We start from the raw sequence: 16,638 nt of genomic DNA on the forward strand, positions 1-16,638 counted from the left end.
CTCCTGCAGGCGAACCCGACGGGCGTCCGCGCCTCTCCTTCGCCGATAGGTCATACCATTCTGGCCGCTGCCCCGGCCCAAGGAATGACGATCTACGGCCGGAAGCTGCCATCGATAGGCGTGATACCGCCATCGGCGTTGCCGTCAGCTGAATTGATAGCGGTACTGCGCCGGGGTCAGCCCCAAATGGCCCTGGAAGGCGGTGCGCATGCACCTGTCACTGGCGAAGCCGCTGCGAAAGGCCACCGTCTTCAGGGGCAGGTCACTGGTCTCCAGCAATCCACGGGCGTGATCGATGCGCGCCCGCAGCACGAATTCCAGAGGCGTCATGCCGGTGTCGCGCTTGAACACCCGGGCGAAGTTGCGGGTGCCCATGGTCGCCAGTTCGGCAAGACGGCTGATCGAATAGGCCTGGTCGATATGGGCCACCACATGGCGCTGGACCTGGGTGATGGGCGTCGTCGCTTCCGGGTCGTCGAACAGCGGGCTGAACTGCGCCTGCTTGCCCTGGCGCTGGGTCACCACCACCAGCACCTTGGCCACCTCGCGGGCGATGACCTTGCCGTGGTCCTCGGCCACCAGGGCCAGCGCCAGGTCGATACCGGCGGTGACCCCGGCCGAGGTCAGCAACGGGCCGTCGCTCAGGTAGATCTCGTCGGCCGTCACCTGGGCGCGGGGAAACCGCCGCGCCAGGCGCTCGCGGTAATTCCAGTGGGTGGTCACCTGGCGCCCATCGAGCAGCCCGGCGCTGCCGAGCAGGAAGGTCCCGGTGCAGACCGCGCCATAACGGCTGCAGCTATCGGGCACCTGGCGCAGCCAGGCGGCGGTATCGGGGTGCGGCTCGTTGTAGGCGCCGGGCCCCCCGGGGACCAGCAACAGGTCGTAGGCCGCGGGCGGTTGAGCCGTGGTGAGATCGGTGCGGATCGTCATGCCATTCGAACAGCGCAGGGTGCGCCGCCGCCCGGCGGCGATGGTCACGAGGCGATAGTGGTCATCCGCCGGCAGATAGCGATTGGCGATGGAAAACACCTCCACCGGCCCGGCGAAATCCAGCATCAACACCTCGGGGACCAGCAGGAAAGCCACTGTCCTCGTCATGGCGATACGTCCTTATCCGTGTAGCGAATTATCCCTGGGCGGTGGCGCCGCCCGAGTGAAGTTTGAGGTGAGGATAAGAACTTACGCCACGAGGGCAAGCTGCTTTTGTCTGTGTATTACCCATTGCACATCAGGATCTGCATTTACCGGCATACCTCGATAGCCACTCATACCGACCCCGCGTCCAGTCGCCGTTTCGCTGGAAACCTTGCGCATCAAACGGTCCCAATCGCGCTAGCCCGGGCGTCTTGGCTTGAGCATTACCAGCGTGACCAGCCCGATCAGTGCAGTGACGAGGCTCGCGCCTTTCAGCAGCGTTCCGAAGCTATCCAGGTAAGCCTGGCGGAGCACCTCGGCGGTGGCCAGAGATACGCCCTGGAGATCGCCCAGTGCCAACTGCTGGGCCAACGCCAGCCGTGCCGGGGCGGACCAATCGACCAGCGAGTGGGCGAGCAGCTGCTCTATCAAGGCGCTCAAGAGCGCGAAAGCTATTGCCAGGATCACGCCTTCACTGGCGACCCGGACGGTATTGAAGATACCGGCCGCCATGCCGGCTCGCTCACGGGGTACGACGCCTACCGCCAGCCCATCCATCAGCCCCCAGGGGAGCCCGGTGCCCACGCCGATCATGGCCAGGCAGAGCAACGTCGCGGGGAGTTCACTGCCCAGGGCGAAGCGGCTGAGCGCCAGGAGACCAGCCGCTGCGAACAGGAATCCGAACGCGCAAAGGCGTCCGGCCGGCACCCAACGGGTCAGCCAGGCCGCCAGCAGCGGGACCACCAGCAACGGCAGGGTCAGCGCCAGCAGTACCAGACCTGCGCGAGTCGCCCCCAAACCCTCCACGCCGATCAGGCGCAGCGGCAACAAGACGATGAACACGATGTAGCAGACGCAGGTACCGATAGGCAGCAGTTGTACGCCGAGGAAACGCGGCAGGCGAAACAGCCGCAGCTCCAGCATCGGCCGCGGGCTACCTAGTTGTCCGCGTACGAACAGCAGCAGACCAAGAGCTGCGAGCAGCAACAGGAATGTCACCCCAAGCGAGGTCCAGCCTTGGCGAGGCCCCAGGATGACGGCGGAGGTAAAGGCCACCAGCATGCAGGAAAAGCTCAATACCCCCGGAACATCGAGACGACTCGCCTGCGGATCGCGACTCTCCCGCATACACTTCAGTGCCACCAGCGCGGCAACACCGGCCAGCAGGGCGGTCAACAGAAAGATGGCTCGCCAGCCCCATCCGTCCAGCAACATCCCGCAAAGCAGCGGGCCGCAGGCCAACCCTAGACCGAAGGTCGTGCCGAGCAGGCTGAAGACGCGCGTGCGCGCCGGCCCTTCGAACTCCTGGGCCAGCGCCGCGCTACCACCCGCCAGGGCTGCGGCTGCCGCCACGCCCTGGAGTCCACGCAACGCATCGAGCCACAGAATCGAAGGAGCGCCGGCGAGCAGCAGCGAAACGAGGGTGAAGCCGGCAATACCGCCGATAAACAGGCGCTTGCGGCCATAGCGATCAGCCAAGGTCCCCGCGGCCAGGAGCAGGCTGCCGAAGCTGAGCATGAAGGCATTGGTGATCCAGGTCATGGCCACGGCATCGGCGTGCAACGCCATGCCTATGGCGGGCGTCGCCACAGCGCCGCCGGTGAAGCTCAGCGGCAATACCAGGGCGGCCAGGCAGATGGCCAGGACGATCGAATAGCGGCCGGACGCAGTAGGCGTGACCTCGGCTGAGAACTTGTGCACGGTGGAATTCCTGCGGATTCGACAGCCGGCCGGACTGTCGGGGTGAGCGCGCGACGAATTCGGCTCACCTTATCCAGGACGCAATCAGCGATAAACAAGGCTAAGATCCACTGATAACGGAGCAAAAGGACTCAATCGGAATGGACAGCCTCACTAGCCTGGTCGCTTTCGTGAAGACCGCGGATGCCTTGAGTTTCGTGAACGCCGGCCAAGCCATGGGGATCTCGGCGTCCGCCGTCGGTAAGAACGTGGCCAAGCTCGAAGCTTCCTTGAAGGTCCGGCTGTTTCATCGCAGCACCCGCAAGGTCAGTCTTACGCCGGAGGGCGCGCTGTTCTACGAACGTTGCAAGCGTGTGCTGGATGAATTGGAAGAGGCCCGAGCGCTGCTTTCCCAAGCCGCGCAGACGCCCCAGGGTCGGCTCAAGGTCAGCCTGCCAACCATCGGTTATCGGTTTCTGCTGCCTCACCTAGCGCCCTTTCGCCAGCGCTATCCGCAGATCGAGCTGGAGCTCGACTTCAACGACGAACTGGTCGACGTGATCGAGGAAGGCTTTGATGTGGTCATCCGCAGCGGTGGCCTGGCCGACAACAAGTTGATGGCCAAACGCCTGGGCCCTTTCCGCTTCGTCCTGTGCGCCGCACCCGCCTACCTGAGCCAGCATGGGCGACCCTCCATCCCGGCGGACCTGGAGCAGCACGACTGCCTGCGCTATCGCTTCGTCACCACGGGCAAGATCATGGATTGGACCCTGTCGGCCGATCCGCTCTTCACCCGTCTGCACCTGCCGACCACCCTGGTGCTCAACAACATGGAAGCCCTGCTCATGGCGGCGCAGGACGGCCATGGCATCGCCTTCATGCCGGACTTCCTGGTGCGGGACGCCCTCGCGGAGGGCAAGCTGCAAACGCTGCTGGATGCCTTCACCCGGGACGAAGGCCAGTTCTGGGCGCTCTGGCCTTCCAGCCGCCACCTTTCCCCAAAGGTCCGGGTATTCGTGGAGTTCATCGAGCAGCGACTATTCAAGGCCCCTGCCCTTGCGAACCCTACCCCCGCCGCAACCGGATCAGCGTGATCTCGCTCGGCGCGCCGAATCTCAGCGGCGGGCCCCAGTAGCCGGTGCCGCGGCTGATGTAGACGGTCAGCCGGCCCAGGCGGTGGATGCCGGCCACCCAGGGTTGCTGGAAGCGGACGAAGTACATCCAGGGCCAGAACTGGCCGCCGTGGGTATGGCCGGAGAGCTGCAGGTCGGCGCCGGCGGCCTCGGCCTTGGGGGCCGAGCGCGGCTGGTGGGCCAGCAGCAAGCGGAACAGCCCCTCCGGGGCGCCGGCGAAGGCGGCCGCGGCGTCGCTCCTGTGGCTTGGGACGTAGAGCGGCGCCGAGTAGTCGGTGATGCCGCCCAGTACGAAGGGCGTGCCCTGATGTTCCAGCACCCGGTGCTCGTCGATCAGCAGCGCCAGCCCCTGTTCGCGCCAGGCGCGCACCCAGGCCTCGGCACCGGAGTAGTACTCGTGGTTGCCGGTGATGGCGTAGGTGCCCAGGCGCGCCTTGAGCCCTTGCAGCGGCAGGAATTCATGGCGCAGCTCGGCCACGCTGCCGTCCACCAGGTCGCCGGTGATGGCCACCAGGTCGGCATCCAGGCCATTGACCCTATCGACGATGCGTTGCAGGTAGCCGGCCTTGATGGTCGGGCCGATGTGCAGGTCGCTCAGCTGCACGATACGCAGCCCGTCCAGGCCGGCGGGCAGCGCCGGCAGAGCCAGCTCCACCTCCCTGACCTTAGCCGTGCGCCGGGCGTTGTAGAGGCTTCTCAGCGCCACCAGCAGCACCAGTCCCAGCACCGCCCAGGCACTGCCGCTGCGCCAGGCGGCGTCCAGCGGGTGGCCGACCAGACTGGCCAGGGCCATGACCAGGCCGCGCAGCAGGCTGAAGATCGCCAGGCTGGAAAACACGCCCATGGCGATCAGCGCCGCCCAGGCCAGCAGCCGCGAACGCATGTCCCGCGAGCGAAAGCCCAGGGGCACCAGGACGAAGGACAGGATTAGCAGGAGCCAGAACGGCAGCTGTCCGGCCAGCGATAGGCCGAGATCGCCGATCAGGCTGACCCCGATGAACAGGTGCAGGGCGAGAAGAACCAGGTACATCGCGGTACGGGAACGGAACATGGAGGGCCCTGGGGCGAGGAGAGGGTTCTACCTTAGCACCCTACCGACTGGGCTCCAGCGCCCTGGTTGTTTCCAGCTACACCGATTCAGCCTGCATTCAGCGCGGCTTCGTCTCCTCCGTCTGGACGGCCTGGTCCGCTCGCCGGCCCAGGTAGAAGCCCAGCCAGGCCCAGAGCGCCGCGCAGGCGGCACCGATCAGCGCCGGTAGCCAGGCGCCATGGCCGAGCAGGTCCAGCAGGCTCTTGGCCCAGCCACTGGCGGCGTCACCGGCGCGGTAGACCACGGTGTCGATGAAGTTCTTGGCCTTGTACTTGGTCTCGGCGTCCAGCGGCGCGAAGAGCATCTCGCGGCCCGGGCGGATGAAGGCGTATTCGCCGATGCGCCGCACGATCATCAGGCCCGCCAGCATGGCGAAGGTGGGCAGCAGCGCGAGCCCCAAGAAGCCCACACACATCAGCAGCGGCACTCCGGCCAGCAGGACGCGCACGCCCAGCCGCTGGGCCAAGCGCCCGGTGATCAGCACCTGGCTGGCCAGGGCGCCAGCCTGGACCACGAAGTCCAGCAGCCCGAACACCTGCACCTGGCGCGCCCGGTCGGGGAACAGTTCGGCCACCAGCCGCGCCTGCTCGAAATAGAGAAAGGTGCTGACCGTGGCCAGCAGGATGACGAAGGCGCTCACCGCCAGCAGATAGGGCGAGGCCAGCACCCGGGTGAGGCCACTGAAGGGATTGCCGGCCACCGGGCGCCGCGGACTTTCCGTCGGCGCTGCGCCCGGTCGCCCGGCACCGCGGGTCTCGCGCCAACCCAACAAATAGGCCTTGAGTGCCAGGGCTAGGAGTAGCAGCGCGGCGGCCAGCAGCGCGAGGCCCGCCTCGCCGACCAGGGGCGCCAGGGCCGCGGCCAATACCGGGCCGAGCAGGCCACCGACACTGGCCCCGGCGGCGATGAAGGCGAACAACCGCCGCGCCTGGGCGCCGTCGAAGACATCGGCCATCAGACTCCAGGCCACCGAGACCACGAAGAGGTTGTAGACCGAGATCCAGACGTAGAAGGTGCGCGCCAGCCAGACGCTGTCGCCCAGGCTGGCGAAGCAGGCGGCGAAGGCCAGCAGATTAAGCGCGAAGAAGCCATAGACCCAGTCGACGAAGCGAATCCGCGCCACCCGCGAGTTGAGCCAGGCGAACAGGGGTACGGCCAGCAGCATCACCAGAAAGGTGGCGGTGAACAGCCACTGCAGATTCTCTACCCCACCGGCGATGCCCATGGCCTCGCGGATCGGCCGCAGCATGAAGTAGCCGGCGAACAGGCAAAGGAACAGCGCGAAACCCGCCAGGGCCGCGGACGACTCGCCGGCGCGGGCGTCGAGGACGCGACCGAGCCAGTCCTTCATCTAGTCGAACAGCCCGGCGATGGCCTCGCGCTGACGCGCATCCGGCAGGCGCCCACGGCCGGCCTGGAGGTTATCGACCATGTAGCGCGGATTGCTGGTGGCCGGGATTACCGCGGTCACCGCCGGGTCGGCGAGGATGAACTTGAGCAGCAGCTGCGCCCAGCTGGTAGCGCCCAGGTCGGCCGCCAGCGGCGGCAGTGGCTTGCCACGGGTGCTGGAGAGCAGGTTGCCGCGCTGGAAGGGTCGGTTGATCAGCACGGCGATGCCCTGGTCACGGCAATAGGGCAGCAGACGTTTCTCGGCTTCGCGCTCGCCCACCGAATAGTTGAACTGCACGAAGTCGACCTTTTCCTTTTTCAGGGTAGCCAGCAGATCGTCCAGCGCCGCCTCGCGATAGTGGGTGACGCCCACGTAGCGCACCTTGCCGGCCTGCTGCTGTTCGCGCAGCAGGGCCAGTTGGTTGGCGGTGTCCTGCAGGTTGTGCACCTGGACCAGATCCAGGCGGTCGGTCTGCAAGGCCTGGAAGCTGGCGGCCAGTTGCGCCGCACCGCGCTCACGGCCGGTGGAGGACACCTTGGTGGCGAGAAAGACCCTGTCGCGGGCCTTGGCCCGCTTGACCAGCTCACCGGCCACCCGCTCGGAATTGCCGTAGCTGGGGGCCGTGTCGATGAGGCTACCACCGCCGTCCAACAGCGCCTGGAGCACCTCCTGCAACGGCGCCAGGGCGGCGTCGTTCAGCTCGACATCGAGATTGCCCGAGGTACCCAGGCCGACCACCGGTAGCGCCTCGCCGGTGCGCGGAATCTTGCGGGTCAGCAGCGGCTCGGCAGCCTGGGCGCTCTGCCACAGCCAGGGCGCGGCGGTCACGGCGGCGGCCAGGGCGGTGGTGGTCTGCAGGAAATGGCGACGGGTCGGCATGGCGGGCCTCGCGACGGGCAGTCAGGATAGATGACCTTTGAGTTAAGCGGTTCTTCCAACCGATCGCCCGCCGGGCTCATTGCGGCATGTTGCGACGCTCTCGTAGGTTGGCGCTGAGCGCAGCGAAGCCCAACGTTGCCCAGTTTGAACCTCCCTGTTGGGCTTCGACGATGGAGCCGTCTCAACCCAACCTACATACTGCCTCCCGTAGCCTGGACAACGGCATAGCCTTGTCCACTGGTTAGCTCTGACTGCCCAGTGGAAAACGCTGCGCGGTTTTCCACGCTACGGGTTGGCGGCATCCTGGCCTGCAAGAATGCCGTGATCCGCCGGCGGCAGACTGCCATCGCCACCCAGGTAACGATCATAGAAATCCCGCACCGTGACGTTCTTGTGCTTGGCCTCGAACATGATGTCGAAGCGGTCAAGGAACTGGCAGGCGTAGCGGTTGCACCAGTCGTTCCACATCATGTCGCTGTGGCCATAGAGCAGCCGCTTGCTGATCTGCTGTAGCAGGAACTTGATATCGATCCGCTCGGTGGGCGAGACACCCATTTCCATCAGGGCTTCCGGCGGTTGGGAGTAGTGCATGGCCGGACGCACGCCGCGCCAGCTGTCGATGATCCGCGCCACTCGCGGTTCCCAGGGATCGATATAGGCCTCTTCGTGAATCCAGCAGTGGTGGATGTCCAGCACCACCGGCGCGAGGTCGGCCAGTTGCAGGCAGTCGTCGACACCGTAGGTCTTCTCGTCGTTCTCGAAGGTGATGCAGTTGCGCGCCTCGCTGGACAGGCGCGGCCAGACCGCGCGGATGCCGGGCACGCCCAGGCGACCGGCGATGTGCACGTTGCACTTGAAGTCCTGGAAACGCTGGCCGTAGCCCATCAGCCGGATCATGTCGGCGTGGTATTCGAATTCCGCCAGGCTGTTCTCCACCACCTCGGGGCGATCCGAACCCAGCACGCAGAATTGTCCGGGGTGCAGCGACAGCCGCACATCGCGTCGGCGCGCCAGTTCGCCCAGGCGGCCGAAGCGATCTTCCAGCAGCGCCTGCAACTCCTGGGAACGATAGAAATAGGCGAATTCGGCATGGCTGTAGAAGGGCAGCAGGTCGCTGCTCAGGCGCAGCATGCGCAGGTTTTCCGGCTGGTCGGCGACGTGCTCGACGAATCTCAGCTGGGCGTCCAGGTTGTGGGTGACCACGTCCAGCAGCTTGGCCTCGGCGGCGGCGCGCTCGACGCTACCCAGCCAGCGCAGGGTGGTGGTGCGGGTGTTGAAGGCCCGCTCGACCTGCTCCAATTCCTTGAGCGACAGGCTGCGCTCGGGGTGACGGTACATGCAGGCGAAGCCGATTCGATACATGGGACGCTCGGGACAGGGACTATAGGGATTAGTCCGCAGGGCGCCGCTTGGGTGCGGGTGGGGTGATGGGTGGCGGGGTGATGCCTTGGAATGCGGGAATTGGGGCTGCCCTCACCCCGGCCCTCTCCCGGAGGGAAAGGGGGTGGTCCGGTAGGCAGTCAGTGGAAAACGCTGCGCGGTTTTCCACGCTACGGGAGGCAGCGGTAGGGTGGAAAACGGCGCAGCCTTTTCCACGCGTGCTCCGGATGCCCTACCCCGGCCCCAACCATACCGTCAGCGCATGCAGCACCAGCCCCACCAGGCCGCCTACCAGGGTGCCGTTGATGCGGATGAATTGCAGGTCCTTGCCCACGCTCTGCTCCAGTTGCTGGACCAATTCGTCGGTGTCCCAGGCGGCCACGCGGTCGGCGATGTAGTCGCCGATACGCTGGCGGTTGCGGTCGATGAAGGGCGGGGCCACGGCGATCAGTTGTTCGTTAATCCACAGGCGCATGGCCTCGTCGCGACTCAGGGTCTCGCCCAGTTCGGCCAGCAGCCGACCCAGGCGGCGGCGAATACGGGAATCCGGAGCGGCGAGATCGGCTTGCAGCCAGTTCACCAGCTCATCCCACAACTCCTGCAGATAGCCGGCCAGCGCCGGGTGCTCCAGCAGGCGGTCGCGCAGCTGCTCGCCGCGCAGGCGGAAGGCCGGGTCCTGCTTGAGGCGCTCGATGAAGCCGACCAGGTAGCCATCGAAATGCCGGCGCAACTCGTGCTCGCGGTCCTGGCTGATCTCGCCGATCAGCCGCGATACCGCCTGCACCACCTTGATCGCCGACCAGCGCCCAACCCGCTCGTCCAGGCCCAGGTACTTGAGGGTGCGCAATTCACCGCCGATGGTACGGGCGATCAGCACCTGGGTGTCCTCGTCCTGCAATAGGCGGTCGATCTCCTGCAACACCTCGTCGAGCACCGCCTGGTGGCGGCCGTCGGCGGTCAGCACATCGAGCAATTCACCGGAGAGCGCCGCCACGTCCAGGCGCTGCAAGCGTTCCACCGCCACTCGGCGGATGAAGGCCTGCACCCGCAGCTCGCGCAGGGCTTCCAGGGAGTAGCGGGCGACACCGGTGGCCTGGCTCGCCACCGCGGCGGCGTTGTCCGGCTGGCGCAACCAGCCGGCCAGGCGTCCGGCGGCGTCCAGCTCTGCCAGCTTGGCCAGCACCTGGGGCGTGGCGAGGAAGTGCAGGCAGATGAAGTCCGACAGCTTGCGCCCGACCCCGGCCTTGTTGCGCGGGATGATGGCGGTATGGGGGATCGGCAGCCCCAGGGGATGGCGGAACAGCGCGGTCACCGCGAACCAGTCGGCGATGGCGCCGACCATGGCCGCCTCGGCGAAGGCGGCGGCATAGCCCCAGGCCGGATGGCGGGCCTCCAGAGCGGTGGCCAGGCAATAGAGCGCGGCCGCGAGAAACAGCAGCAGCAGGGCGATGAGCTTCATGCGGCGGACCGGGGTGAGGCCGTCGCGGGAGAGCGTGGTCATGACGATGGGGCGGTCCTCTGGCAGCGAGCGGGTGCTGGGTAGAAAGCGGCGCCCGGATGGAGTTTCCCACGCGCCGCCACGGTGCGACCCGGCTCCATCCTAGCGCAGCCCCTGCCAGCAAGGCGGCGAAAGGTTCGCCCTCGCGCGAACCAATGCCGGAGGTCCGCTTCACCACCCGGCGCTCGTCATCGTGCCAGAGCGTCGCGCCGAATGACGTGCCGAACCAATTTTCAATGGCATCGGCCTTGCACCCGCCTCTGCTATCCGAATCCCGCGGCGACGGCGCTGATAGCGCGCTTCGCTTCGGGAGATCGCCCAGACCTAAGAGGCAAAGGTTCGATGCAGATCCATACCGACGACAGTGCCCGCCTGGCCCTGGATGCCCTGCGCAACCTGGTGGCCCAGCAGAGCAGCGTCCCCGACAAGCCGCTGCCGCCGGAACGCGAGCTGGCCAGTGAATTCGGCGTCAGCCGCCGCTCCATCCGCCGCGCCCTGGCCGTGCTCGAAGCCGAGGGCCAGGTCTGGCGCCGCCAGGGCAAGGGTACCTACGTGGGCCCCACGCCGCCGAGCGCGGCCCTCACCCTGACCCAGCTGTCGGCGCGCACCAACTTCAGCGAGGTGATGGAGGCGCGACTGCACCTGGAGCCGAATCTCGCCGCCCTGGCCGCCCAACGGGCCAGTGGCGAGCAGCGCGCGCTGATCCGCCGCATGGCCGAGCGCACCGCCTTCGAACGCCTGGGCAGCAGTGAGGACGCCGACGCCATCGAGCTGTGGGACAGCGCCTTCCACCGCAGCATCGCCGAAGCCGCCGGCAATCGCCTGTTGCTGGACCTGTTCGAGATGCTCGACGCCATCCGCCTGGACCCGATCTGGCGCGACCTGCGCCACCGGGCGCGCAACGCCCAGCGCCTCTTGGCCTACCACGACGACCACCAGGCCTTGGTGGAAGCCCTCGACGCCCGCGATCCGGTGCGCGCCGCGGCGGTGATGCGCGCCCACCTGCGCGCCCTGCAACTGGCGCTGGACAGCGTGCTGCAACAGACCCTGGAGCAGGCCCTATGAGCGCCCCGGTATTGGTGGTGGACGACCTCAGCGTACGCTTCGCCGGAGCGCCGGCCGCGGTGGTGGAAGGCCTGAGTTTCACCGTGCAGCCGGGCCGGACCCTGGCCCTGGTGGGCGAATCCGGCTGTGGCAAGAGCGTGACCTCCATGGCCCTGATGGGGCTCCTGCCGCCGAGCGCCCGCACCCAGGCCCGCCAGGCGAGCTTCATGGGCGAAGACCTGCTGAGCATGCCCGCGGCGCGCCGCAGCGACCTGCGCGGCGATCGCCTGGCCATGGTGTTCCAGGAGCCGATGACCTCGCTGAATCCAGCCTTCACCGTCGGCGAGCAGTTGATGGAGACGGTGCTGCGCCACCGCGGCGGCAGCACCCAGGCCGCCCGCCAGCGCGCCCTGGAAATGCTGGAAAAGGTGCGGGTCCCGGCCGCGGCCCAACGCCTGGCGGCCTATCCCCACGAACTCTCCGGCGGCATGCGCCAGCGGGTGATGATCGCCATGGCGCTGGCCAACGACCCGGCGCTGATCATCGCCGACGAACCCACCACGGCGCTGGACGTGACCATCCAGGCGCAGATCCTCGAACTCATCGCCGGGCTGCAGGCCGAAACCGGCAGCGCCATGATCCTCATCACCCACGACCTCGGCGTGGTCGCCGAGGTGGCCGACGAGATGGCGGTGATGTACGCCGGCCGGGTGGTGGAATCCGGTCCGGTCGCCCAGCTGTTCGACGATCCTCAGCATCCCTACACCATCGGCCTGATGGGCTCCATGCCCTCGCTCGGGCCACGCACGGGGCGCCTGGCGACCATCGCCGGCCGGGTGCCGACCCCCGCCGAGATGCCCGCCGGCTGTCGCTTCGCCAGTCGCTGCCCCTTCGTCCTCGACGCCTGCCGCCAGGCGCCGCCACCGCTCGTGGCACTCGCGCCCGGGCAGCAGGTGGCCTGTATCCGCGCGCCCCTGGAACAGCACCTGGAGACCAGCGCATGAAGGCGGTAGATCGTCCCATCCTCGAAGCCATCGGCCTGACCAAGCACTTCGGTGGCCAGGCCGGTTTCCTGCAACGCCCGCGGCCACCGGTGCAGGCGGTGAGCGATGTCTCCTTCGCGGTGCGCCGCGGCGAGACCCTGGCGCTGGTGGGCGAGTCCGGTTCGGGCAAGTCGACCCTCGGCCGGCTGCTGCTCAACCTGCTCGCCCCCACCGCCGGCGACGTCATCTACGAAGGTCGTAACCTGGGCAATCTCAGCACGGCGGCGCTGCGCCAGGTCCGCCAGGAATTGCAGATCATCTTCCAGGACCCTTTCGCCTCGCTGAATCCGCGCATGAGCGTGGCCGACATCGTCGGCGAGCCGCTGTGGCTGCATAAGCCGCTGGATCGCCGCCAGCGCGCCGAGCGGGTGGCCGAGCTGCTGCGCACCGTGGGCCTGGCGCCGGAACTGGCGGGGCGCTATCCCCACGAATTCTCCGGTGGCCAGCGCCAGCGCATCGGTATCGCCCGCGCCCTGGCCGCCGAGCCGCGGCTGTTGCTCGGCGACGAGCCGGTCTCGGCCCTGGACGTCTCGGTGCAGGCCCAGGTGGTGAATCTGCTGGAAGACCTCAAGGCGCGCTTCGGCCTGACCCTGATCATCGTCGCCCATGGCCTGGGCGTGATCCGCCACATGAGCGACCGGGTGGCGGTCATGTACCTGGGCGAGATCGTCGAGCTGGCGCCGGTGGAGGCGCTGTTCGAGACGCCCCTGCACCCCTACACCCAGGCGCTGCTGGCCGCGGTGCCGGTCAGCCATCCGCGCGCGCGGCGACCGCGCGCCCTGCTCGGCGGCGACCTGCCCAGCCCCACGGCGCCGCCTAGCGGCTGTCGCTTCCATACCCGTTGCCCCCACGCCCGGCCGCTGTGCCGCGAGGCCAAGCCGCTGCTCGAAGCCACCCCCGGCGAGGCCCGCGTGGCCTGCCACTTCTGGCGCGAGATCGCCGGCGCCGGCGCCGCACCGCCGCCGGTGATCGCCAGCAGCCCGGCCTTCACCCGCCGCCTGGCCCTGTTCAACCGTCATCAGTCCCTTCTGGAGTCCACCCCATGAAAGCCTCCGCCTGGCTCACCGCCACCCTTCTGCTCCTGGCCGGCGGTTCCGCCGTGGCCGAGACCACCCTGCGCATCGGCATCCAGGACGATCCCGACGTGCTCGATCCGCACCGCTCGCGGACCTATTCCGGGCGGCTGGTCTACACCGCCCTGTGCGACAAGCTGGTGGACGTCTCGCCGCAACTGGAGCTGGTCCCCCAGTTGGCCACCGCCTGGCAGTGGAGCGACGACAACCGCAGCCTGACGCTGCAACTGCGCCCCGGCGTGACCTTCCATGACGGCGAGACCTTCGACGCCGCCGCGGTGAAATTCAACCTGGACCGCGCCCGCACCCTGCCCGACTCGCTGCGCAAGAGCGAATTGGCCTCGGTGGATACCGTGGAGGTGGTCGATCCCCAGACGGTGCGCATCCGCCTCAAGCAACCCGATGCCACCCTGCTCGCCCAGCTCTCCGACCGCGCCGGCATGATGCTGGCGCCCAAGGCCTCCGCGGGCGACGTCGGCAGCAAGCCGGTCTGCTCCGGTCCCTATCGCTTCGTGCAGCGGGTACAACAGGACCGCATCGTGCTGGAACGCTTCCCGCAGTACTGGAACGCCGCCGCCTACCACTTCGACAAGGTGGTCTTCCTACCCATCCCGGATACCTCGGTGCGCCTGGCCAATCTGCGCTCGGGTGACCTGGACATCATCGAGCGGGTCGCCCCCACCGACGTCAAGGGCCTGCAGGGCCAGGCCGGCTTCACCCTCTACAACACCCCGGGCCTGGGCTACATGCAGCTGATGGTGAACATGGCCAACGGCGACCGGGCGAAGAATCCCTTCGCCGGCGACAAGCGGGTGCGCCAGGCCTTCGATCTGGCGCTGGATCGCGACGCGCTCAACCAGGTGGTGTTCGAGGGCCTCTATGCACCCAGCGTGCAGCCCTTCCCGCAGAGCAGCCCCTACTACGACAAGGCCTTCGCCGTCCCGGCCCGCGACGTGGCGCGCAGCCAGGCGCTGCTCAAGGCCGCCGGCGTCAGCCTGCCGGTCAAGGTGGAGCTGAAGATCGCCAACAACCCCATCGCCCAGCAGGTGGGCCAGCTGATCCAGGCCATGGCCGCCGAAGCCGGTTTCGAGGTCAACCTGGTCGCTACCGAATACGCCACCCTGCTGGCCGAACAGCATGCCGGCAACTTCCAGCTCGGCCTGAGCGCCTGGTCCGGCCGCCCCGACCCGGATGGCAACGTGCACCAGTTCGTCACCTGCAAGGGCAACCAGAACGACGGCCACTACTGCAATGCCGCGCTGGACCAGTTGCTCAACCAGGCCCGCACCACCAACGACCAGGCCCAACGCCAGGCGCTTTACGCCCAGGCCATGACCCTACTGCGCGAGGAGCTGCCGGTGTTCTACCTCTACTTCGACCCGCGCATCATCGCTACCCGCGCCGATATCAAGGGCCTCATTCCCAATCCCGACGGCCTGATTCGCCTGGCCGGCGTCAGCCGCGGACAATAGCCATGCTGCGCCTCTTCCTGCGTGGCCTGCTCAGTGCCCTGCCCACCCTGCTGCTGGTGTCGCTGTTCGTCTTCACCCTGCAGCAACTGCTGCCAGGCGATCCGGTGCTGGCCATGGCCGGCGAGGAACGCGATCCCCAGGTGCTGGAATTCCTGCGCGAGAAGTACCGGCTGAACGATCCCCTGCCGGTGCAATACCTGCATTGGATGGGCGGAGTGCTGCGGGGCGACCTGGGCATCTCGCTGCGCACCGACCAGCCGGTGACGGCGCTGATCGCCGAGAAGCTGCCGGTGACCCTGGAGCTGTCGCTGCTGGCCATCCTCATCGCCCTGGCCATCGGTATCCCCACCGGCATCCTCGCCGCGGTGCGCCGTGGCACGGCGGTGGACTACGGCGCCAACCTGGTGGCCCTGTCCGGCATCTCCATCCCGCATTTCTGGCTCGGCATCCTCCTGATCCTGCTGTTCGCGGTGAAGCTGCAATGGCTGCCGGCTTCCGGCTTCGTGCCCTTCCACGAGGACCCGCTACGCAACCTGCGCACCCTGATCCTGCCCGCCTTCGTGCTGGGCGCCGGCCTCTCCGGCACCCTGATGCGCCATACCCGGGCGGCCATGCTGGAGGTGCTGCGCGCCGACTACGTGCGCACTGCCCGGGCCAAGGGCCTGCGCGAGCGGGTGGTGATCCTGCGTCATGCGCTGCGCAATGCGCTGATGCCCATCGTCACCCTCACCACCTTGCTGTTCGGCGAATTGCTCGGCGGCGCGGTGCTCACCGAGCAGGTCTTCAGCATCCCCGGCTTCGGCAAGATGATCGTCGACGCCGTGTTCAACCGTGACTACGCGGTGGTCCAGGGAGTGGTGCTCTGCGTGGCGGTGGGCTTCGTGCTGCTCAACCTGGTGGCCGACCTGCTCTACCGCCTGATCAATCCGCGCCTGAGGCAAGCCGCATGAACGCCCTGACCCTGCCCCGCCCGGCTACCCTGAAGCCCGCGCGCTCGCCCTTCTGGCGCAAGTTCAGCGCCAATCGCGGCGCGCTGCTCGGCGCCGCCCTGATCCTGACCTTCGCCCTGGCCGCCCTGCTGGCACCCTGGCTGGCCCCCTTCGATCCGCTCAAGACCAGCTTCCTGGCGGTACGCAAGGCGCCTTCGGCGCTGAACTGGCTGGGCACCGACGAACTCGGGCGCGACCTGCTCTCGCGCCTGCTGTGGGGCGCGCGCAGTTCGCTGCTGGCGGGCGTGGTCTCGGTGGCCATCGCCCTGCTGGTGGGGGTGCCCCTGGGCCTGATCGCCGGCTACTTCGGCGGCTGGCTGGACGCCGTGGTCTCACGCCTGGTCGAAGCCCTGCTGTCCTGTCCCTTCCTGGTCCTCGCCATCGCCCTGGGGGCCTTTCTCGGCCCGAGTCTGGGCAACGCCATGATCGCCATCGGCCTGTCCGCCATGCCGGTGTTCGCCCGCCTGACCCGTGGCCAGGTGCTCGCCATCCGCCACGAGGACTATCTGGAGGGGGCGCGCGCCATCGGCCTGCCGGATCGCTGGATTCTCTGGCGCTACGTGCTGCCCAACATCCTCTCGCCGCTGGTGGTCCAGGCCACCCTGACCATCGCCGCCGCCATCCTCGCCGAGGCCAGCCTGTCGTTTCTCGGCCTCGGCCAGCAACCGCCGATGCCCTCCTGGGGCTCCATGCTGAACACCGCCAAGAACTTCATGGAGCAGGCGCCCTGGATGTCCATCGCCCCGGGCGTCTGCATCTACCTCACCGTGCTGGGCTTCAACCTGCTGGGCGACGGCCTGCGCGACGCCCTCGATCCTCGTCACCAATGAGAT

General features: G+C 67.7%; 14 protein-coding genes. 7 read left to right on the plus strand and 7 right to left on the minus strand.

The window, feature by feature from the left end; translation table 11 throughout:
• Positions 1 to 144: 144 nt before the first annotated feature.
• Together FAZ11_RS21010 and FAZ11_RS21015 are read right to left on the minus strand one after the other, a co-directional pair.
• The gene (locus tag FAZ11_RS21010) at positions 145 to 1,098 is read right to left on the minus strand and encodes a GlxA family transcriptional regulator (protein WP_058760645.1); all 954 of its coding nucleotides are present in this window, start codon (positions 1,096 to 1,098) and stop codon (positions 145 to 147) included.
• Positions 1,099 to 1,332: 234 nt separating this feature from the next.
• Entirely contained in the window at positions 1,333 to 2,835 is a 1,503-nt protein-coding gene (locus FAZ11_RS21015; RefSeq protein WP_058773228.1) for an MFS transporter, read from the minus strand.
• A gap of 140 nt (positions 2,836 to 2,975) precedes the next feature.
• Here FAZ11_RS21015 and FAZ11_RS21020 point away from each other — a divergent pair, with 140 nt between their 5' ends.
• Entirely contained in the window at positions 2,976 to 3,908 is a 933-nt protein-coding gene (locus FAZ11_RS21020) for a LysR family transcriptional regulator (protein ID WP_058773227.1), read from the plus strand.
• On the opposite strand, the gene FAZ11_RS21025 is transcribed toward FAZ11_RS21020, so the two are convergent.
• The 5 genes from FAZ11_RS21025 to FAZ11_RS21045 form a co-directional block, all read right to left on the minus strand.
• Positions 3,880 to 4,998, minus strand: a complete 1,119-nt coding sequence (locus FAZ11_RS21025) for a metallophosphoesterase (protein WP_058773226.1) — start codon at positions 4,996 to 4,998, stop codon at positions 3,880 to 3,882. The genes FAZ11_RS21020 and FAZ11_RS21025 overlap by 29 nt on opposite strands.
• Positions 4,999 to 5,095: 97 nt before the next feature.
• Positions 5,096 to 6,388 (minus strand): NTP/NDP exchange transporter, encoded by a 1,293-nt coding sequence (locus tag FAZ11_RS21030; protein ID WP_058773225.1) that lies wholly within the window; start codon positions 6,386 to 6,388, stop codon positions 5,096 to 5,098.
• Entirely contained in the window at positions 6,389 to 7,306 is a 918-nt protein-coding gene (locus FAZ11_RS21035) for an aldo/keto reductase (RefSeq protein ID WP_137279051.1), read from the minus strand.
• Between the two features lie 285 nt (positions 7,307 to 7,591).
• A complete protein-coding gene (gene uvsE, locus FAZ11_RS21040) occupies positions 7,592 to 8,668 on the minus strand; it encodes a UV DNA damage repair endonuclease UvsE (RefSeq protein ID WP_058774035.1) in 1,077 nt (358 codons plus the stop codon).
• A gap of 250 nt (positions 8,669 to 8,918) precedes the next feature.
• Positions 8,919 to 10,187 carry a DUF445 domain-containing protein gene (locus FAZ11_RS21045; RefSeq protein WP_058774036.1) on the minus strand — a complete coding sequence of 423 codons (1,269 nt, stop codon included), beginning with the start codon at positions 10,185 to 10,187 and terminating at the stop codon, positions 8,919 to 8,921.
• A 339-nt stretch (positions 10,188 to 10,526) separates the two neighbouring features.
• Between FAZ11_RS21045 and FAZ11_RS21050 the strand changes: the two genes are divergently transcribed.
• The 6 genes from FAZ11_RS21050 to FAZ11_RS21075 are packed head-to-tail and all read left to right on the plus strand — an operon-like array spanning position 10,527 to position 16,635.
• Entirely contained in the window at positions 10,527 to 11,249 is a 723-nt protein-coding gene (locus FAZ11_RS21050) for a FadR/GntR family transcriptional regulator (protein ID WP_058766294.1), read from the plus strand.
• A complete protein-coding gene (locus FAZ11_RS21055) occupies positions 11,246 to 12,232 on the plus strand; it encodes an ABC transporter ATP-binding protein (RefSeq protein ID WP_058774037.1) in 987 nt (328 codons plus the stop codon). The genes FAZ11_RS21050 and FAZ11_RS21055 overlap by 4 nt, the downstream gene beginning before the upstream one ends.
• Positions 12,229 to 13,317, plus strand: a complete 1,089-nt coding sequence (locus tag FAZ11_RS21060) for an ABC transporter ATP-binding protein (protein WP_058774038.1) — start codon at positions 12,229 to 12,231, stop codon at positions 13,315 to 13,317. The genes FAZ11_RS21055 and FAZ11_RS21060 overlap by 4 nt, the downstream gene beginning before the upstream one ends.
• Positions 13,314 to 14,816 carry an ABC transporter substrate-binding protein gene (locus FAZ11_RS21065; protein WP_058774039.1) on the plus strand — a complete coding sequence of 501 codons (1,503 nt, stop codon included), beginning with the start codon at positions 13,314 to 13,316 and terminating at the stop codon, positions 14,814 to 14,816. Before FAZ11_RS21060 ends, FAZ11_RS21065 begins: the two co-directional genes overlap by 4 nt.
• A 2-nt stretch (positions 14,817 to 14,818) precedes the next feature.
• On the plus strand, positions 14,819 to 15,766 hold the full coding sequence (locus FAZ11_RS21070; protein ID WP_058766298.1) for an ABC transporter permease: 948 nt from the start codon (positions 14,819 to 14,821) through the stop codon (positions 15,764 to 15,766).
• Entirely contained in the window at positions 15,763 to 16,635 is an 873-nt protein-coding gene (locus FAZ11_RS21075) for an ABC transporter permease (protein WP_058774040.1), read from the plus strand. The genes FAZ11_RS21070 and FAZ11_RS21075 overlap by 4 nt, the downstream gene beginning before the upstream one ends.
• Positions 16,636 to 16,638 lie beyond the last annotated feature (3 nt).

This window comes from Pseudomonas rhizoryzae, assembly GCF_005250615.1.
GTDB classification, from domain to species: domain Bacteria; phylum Pseudomonadota; class Gammaproteobacteria; order Pseudomonadales; family Pseudomonadaceae; genus Chryseomonas; species Chryseomonas rhizoryzae.

Bases quoted from the DNA above. Each gene is read 5' to 3' on its own strand.
- FAZ11_RS21035 (WP_137279051.1), bottom strand. From the start codon at position 7,306: ATGCCGACCCGTCGCCATTTCCTGCAGACCACCACCGCCCTGGCCGCC.
- FAZ11_RS21030 (WP_058773225.1), bottom strand. From the start codon at position 6,388: ATGAAGGACTGGCTCGGTCGCGTCCTCGACGCCCGCGCCGGCGAGTCG.
- uvsE (WP_058774035.1), bottom strand. From the start codon at position 8,668: ATGTATCGAATCGGCTTCGCCTGCATGTACCGTCACCCCGAGCGCAGC.
- FAZ11_RS21075 (WP_058774040.1), top strand. From the start codon at position 15,763: ATGAACGCCCTGACCCTGCCCCGCCCGGCTACCCTGAAGCCCGCGCGC.
- FAZ11_RS21060 (WP_058774038.1), top strand. From the start codon at position 12,229: ATGAAGGCGGTAGATCGTCCCATCCTCGAAGCCATCGGCCTGACCAAG.
- FAZ11_RS21070 (WP_058766298.1), top strand. From the start codon at position 14,819: ATGCTGCGCCTCTTCCTGCGTGGCCTGCTCAGTGCCCTGCCCACCCTG.
- FAZ11_RS21025 (WP_058773226.1), bottom strand. From the start codon at position 4,998: ATGTTCCGTTCCCGTACCGCGATGTACCTGGTTCTTCTCGCCCTGCAC.
- FAZ11_RS21065 (WP_058774039.1), top strand. From the start codon at position 13,314: ATGAAAGCCTCCGCCTGGCTCACCGCCACCCTTCTGCTCCTGGCCGGC.
- FAZ11_RS21055 (WP_058774037.1), top strand. From the start codon at position 11,246: ATGAGCGCCCCGGTATTGGTGGTGGACGACCTCAGCGTACGCTTCGCC.
- FAZ11_RS21020 (WP_058773227.1), top strand. From the start codon at position 2,976: ATGGACAGCCTCACTAGCCTGGTCGCTTTCGTGAAGACCGCGGATGCC.
- FAZ11_RS21010 (WP_058760645.1), bottom strand. From the start codon at position 1,098: ATGACGAGGACAGTGGCTTTCCTGCTGGTCCCCGAGGTGTTGATGCTG.
- FAZ11_RS21045 (WP_058774036.1), bottom strand. From the start codon at position 10,187: ATGACCACGCTCTCCCGCGACGGCCTCACCCCGGTCCGCCGCATGAAG.
- FAZ11_RS21050 (WP_058766294.1), top strand. From the start codon at position 10,527: ATGCAGATCCATACCGACGACAGTGCCCGCCTGGCCCTGGATGCCCTG.